Source organism: Micromonospora sp. NPDC049799 (assembly GCF_040656655.1).
Taxonomy (GTDB): domain Bacteria; phylum Actinomycetota; class Actinomycetes; order Mycobacteriales; family Micromonosporaceae; genus Micromonospora.
In genome coordinates this window covers 1-3,997 of sequence record NZ_JBFAMU010000456.1, presented here as the reverse complement: position 1 = coordinate 3,997, position 3,997 = coordinate 1, and the positions used below count along the sequence as shown (strand labels likewise).

General features: G+C 74.4%; 5 protein-coding genes and 1 pseudogene. 2 read left to right on the top strand and 4 right to left on the bottom strand.

What is annotated here, in order from left to right; genetic code table 11:
• Positions 1-495: copper resistance protein CopC (locus tag AB0I76_RS24350; RefSeq protein WP_357039693.1), on the bottom strand; the 495-nt coding region annotated here is incomplete at its 3' end.
• 247 nt (positions 496-742) lie between these two features.
• Here AB0I76_RS24350 and AB0I76_RS24345 point away from each other — a divergent pair.
• Complete coding sequence (locus AB0I76_RS24345) at positions 743-1,393, top strand: hypothetical protein (protein WP_357039689.1); 651 nt, start codon at positions 743-745, stop codon at positions 1,391-1,393.
• Positions 1,394-1,397: 4 nt separating this feature from the next.
• On the opposite strand, the gene AB0I76_RS24340 is transcribed toward AB0I76_RS24345, so the two are convergent.
• From AB0I76_RS24340 to AB0I76_RS24330, 3 genes are all read right to left on the bottom strand, one after another.
• A complete protein-coding gene (locus tag AB0I76_RS24340) occupies positions 1,398-2,324 on the bottom strand; it encodes an NADP-dependent oxidoreductase (RefSeq protein ID WP_357039686.1) in 927 nt (308 codons plus the stop codon).
• Positions 2,325-2,360: 36 nt separating this feature from the next.
• A complete protein-coding gene (locus AB0I76_RS24335; protein ID WP_357039683.1) occupies positions 2,361-2,696 on the bottom strand; it encodes a hypothetical protein in 336 nt (111 codons plus the stop codon).
• Between the two features lie 136 nt (positions 2,697-2,832).
• Positions 2,833-3,369, bottom strand: a complete 537-nt coding sequence (locus AB0I76_RS24330; RefSeq protein ID WP_357039680.1) for a phosphoribosyltransferase family protein — start codon at positions 3,367-3,369, stop codon at positions 2,833-2,835.
• Between the two features lie 2 nt (positions 3,370-3,371).
• On the opposite strand from AB0I76_RS24330, the pseudogene AB0I76_RS24325 reads away from it, so the two are divergent.
• Positions 3,372-3,997, top strand: a pseudogene (locus AB0I76_RS24325) (PucR family transcriptional regulator); the annotation flags it as partial.

Sequence of the window (3,997 nt, the reverse complement as noted above, 5' to 3'; positions counted from 1 at the left end):
GGCCGCCGTCGGGCTCGCGGCCGGCGGGCCACTGGCGGTCGGCGACGGTACGGGCGACGACGGTACGGCCGGAGCGGCGCCGGCGGGAGACGATGGTGCGCCGCCCGGGGTGGCGGACTCGGCGGGCGTACCGGTGGTGAGGGTGAACCGGACCTCGCCGGTGACGGGGTGGCCGTCGTTGGACGCCACCTGGTAACCAACGATGTACAGGCCGGCCTTCCCAGGCCGGAAGGCGACGGTCGCCCGGCTGCCCGCGAAGCGGACGTCGCCACCGGCCGCGGGCACGTTGTCCGGCCCGGTTACCGTGACCTTCGTCGACGCCGGATCGAGCGAGGCGAGGAACCGGAGTTCGATCCGGGCCGGCGCCGAGGCCAGCCGGGCGCCGTCGCGCGGGTCGCTGCCGGTCAGCGAGTTGTGCGCGGCTGCCGGCGACGCCGGCACCAGCAACGACACACCGAGCGCCACGCCGAATACGACTGGCCAGGTACGAGCCACGCGTGCGACCCTGCCCCCCATGAACCCCTCCGTAAAGGTACGATCCGCCCGCTGATCAACGGCTGCTGCTCGTTAGTCGGGCCCGGATCGCAGATAGTTCCAATAACTGTTCCATGAGCTGCAACCGATCGACGTTCCGCGGAGTCTTTGTGGTGGACACCTGGCCTGCTGGTCCGGTCACCACCGTCGACCGACCAACGCGTGACCTGCAGCGAAGCCATCCATCGAACGGGGCGAGGAGGCGGCGATGGTCCGACGGATGAGGCGGCTGGCAGCCGTACTGGCAGGTGGTCTGGCGGCGGGTCTGCTCTGGCTGGGGGTGGCCGACCCGGTGCGGGCGGCGCCGAAGCCGGCACCCGCGGGCGTCGACATCACCGGTACGGGGCTGCAGGTGCCGCTGCGGCTGCGCGCCGACACCCACCCGGTACACGTGGCCGCGGTCATCGACCAGGTCAACTTCCTCGGCCGCATCGGCCGGGCCACCGGCCCCAAGGCGGCCGACCTCGGTCCTAAGTACACGGTGGTCGTGCTGTCCGGCGACAAGCCGAAGCAGACGTACGACCTCTACCCGCAGGCCCTCGGCGGTCCCCGTGTCTACCGGCCGGCGAAGCAGCCGGACGCCCGCAAGACCAGCGCCGGCTGGTTCCTCGGCCGGCTGAGCATGTCCGAGACGTTGCGGACGGCCGGTGTGCCGCTGGAGCGGCAGTTCGACACGGTCAGCGGCGGCGTCGGCGGTGGCGAACGGGTCATCCCAGAGGATTCGCTGGACCCGGCCAAGGGCATCGACGAGGCGCTCGGTGAGCTGCAACGCCTGCTGCTGCTCAACGTCGCCGTGATGCTGACGATCACCTTCGGGCTGGCCGGGATCGCCCTGCTGATCCGCCGGCGCACCCGCTGACGGCTCAGACCTCCAGCACGACCTTGCCGCGGACGTGCCCCGCCTCGACCAGGCGGTGCGCGTCCGCGGCCTGCGCCAACGGGAACGTGCGCTCCACGTGGACGGTGAGCCGGCCCGCGTCGACCAGTCCGGCGAGGACGGTCAGGTCCGCCGTGGACGGCTTGACGAACAGGTAACTGCCGCCGAGTCGCGCCACGTGCTCCGGGTCGGCGGTGGAGATCAGCCGGGCCGGCCGGGCGAGCAGCTCCACCGACGCGTCGAGAGCCTCGCCGCCGAACAGGTCCAGCGCCACGTCCACCCCGTCGGGCGCGAGCGCGCGGACCCGGTCGGCCAGGCCGTCCCCGTACGTCACGGGCTCGGCGCCCAGCGAACGGACGAAGTCGTGGTGGGACGGGCTCGCCGTGCCGATCACCCGGTCGGCCCCGAGCGCCCGGGCGATCTGGACGGCGAGGTGGCCGACGCCGCCGGACGCGCCGTGCACCAGCACCGTGTCGCCCCCGCCGGTCCGGGCCAGTTGGAGCGCCTGGTACGCGGTGAGCCCGGCCAGCGGCAGGCCGGCCACCTCCGCCCAGGACGCCTGGACCGGCTTATCCGCGAGCGTGCGCTCCGGCGCCGGGACGAGCTCGGCGTACGTGCCGTGCTGGATGTGGTCACGCCGGCAGTAACCGATGACCTCGTCGCCGACCGCGAAGCCGGTCACCGCCGGCCCGGCGGCGGCCACCACACCGGCCACGTCCCATCCGGGCACCAGCGGGAAGTGGGACGGAAACGCGCCCGCGAGGTGGCCCTCCCGGACCTTCCAGTCGACCGGGTTGACGCCGGCGGCGCGTACCCGCACCAGGACGGTGTCCGGGCCGACCGGCGGATCGGGCAGCTCCCGCAGGGTGAGCAGGCCGGCCGAGCCGTACTCGTCGATCGCGATCGCCTTCACACCGATCACGCTAGCCGTTCGGCAGGCCCCGCGTGTTCAGCACCAGCGGCGTGGCGGTCGGTCCCGGCGGGTGGCGCGGTGCCGGGGGCGGACCGGGCCGTGCCGGTGCGCACCCGCCCAGCCGGGCAGCTCGCTGATGCAGCTGGGGAGGTCGGAGGCGGGCTCGACGGGCACGGTCGGCTCGCCCGCCCGGGGCCGGGGCACCGGGCAGCAGTCGTCGTCCGCGCGCTCGGGAAGCCGGCCCAGTACCGGGTCGGCCGGGTGCCCACCGGCCAGCCGTCGCTGGTGCTTGGCACCCGCGGACTGGTCGTGGTGGCCCGGCCGGCAGGACTCGCCCTGGGCGCAGCCGTGCTCGGCCTCCCCGTGCGCCATCCCCGCTCTCCTCACGCTCGCCGTGCCCGCCGGGGTCGCTCCGACGTGCCCTGTCACCGTACTGGCCGGGACCGACGAGCCGTGCAGCGCTACCCCGGGTCCGAAAACGGCCGGAGGCCGCCGGGGCCGGGACGGTTCACCCCTGCTGGGCGTCGAGGTCCGCGCGGGTGAGCAGCGCGGTCAGCCGGATGCCGTGGGCGGCCAGGGCCTCGGTGCCACCCTCGGACCGGTCGATGACGCACAGCGCGTGGTCGATCCGGGCGCCCAGCTCCCGCAGCTGCCCGGTGGAGATGACGACCTGTCCGCCGGAGGTGACCACGTCCTCCACGACCAGCACCTGCCGGCCGGCCACCTCGGCACCCTCGGCGAGCCGCGCCGTCCCGTACGCCTTGGCGGTCTTGCGGACGAAGGCGCAGGGCAGGCCGGTGTGCCGGCCCAGCGCGGTGACCACCGGGATCCCGCCCATCTCCAGCCCGGCCAGCACCTCGGTGCCCGGCGGGACGAGGGCCGCCAACCGCGCGGCGACCCGGTCCAGCAGGCGGGGATCGGCCTCGAAGCGGTACTTGTCGAAGTACTCGCCGGCCACCCGCCCCGACCGGAGCGTGAACGTGCCGGTCAGCCGGCAGGTGGAGTCGATCTCACGGGCCAGGGAGGTCAGGTCTGCGTCCGTCACGAGTGATCATTGTGGCAGGCGGGCGGCGTACCTCCGTCGGCGGATCCCCGCCGGGGTCCGCAGTGCACGCGCAGGTCAGGGCGTGTCAGGCTGTGGCGGTGAGTGAGCCGGGCGGTACCGAACTGGCGGCCACGCTGCGCCGGATCGAGCGGGCAGCGGGGGCGCTGGCCACCGCCAGCGTCGCCCGGATGGACGAGTCGCTGCCCTGGTTCCGCTCGCTCCCGGCCGACCAGCGCGCCTGGGTCATGCTGGTCGCGCAGGCGGGCGCCCGCTCGCTGGTGCAGTGGCTGCGCTCCGGCGGCGGGACGGCGGACAGCACCCAGGAGGTCTCCGACGAGGTCTTCGCGACCGCGCCGCAGGCCCTCGCCCGGTCGATCACGCTCCAGCAGACCGTCGCGCTGATCAAGGTCACCATCGACGTCGTCGAGGAGCAGGTCCCGCGGCTGGCCGCGCCCGGCGAGGAACTCGCCCTGCGCGAGGCGGTGCTGCGGTTCTCCCGGGAGATCGCCTTCGCCGCCGCCCGGGTGTACGCGCGCGCCGCCGAGTCCCGCAGTTCCTGGGACGCGCGGTTGCAGGCGCTGCTGGTGGACGCGCTGCTGCGCGGCGACTCCGCCGACGTGCTGGCCAG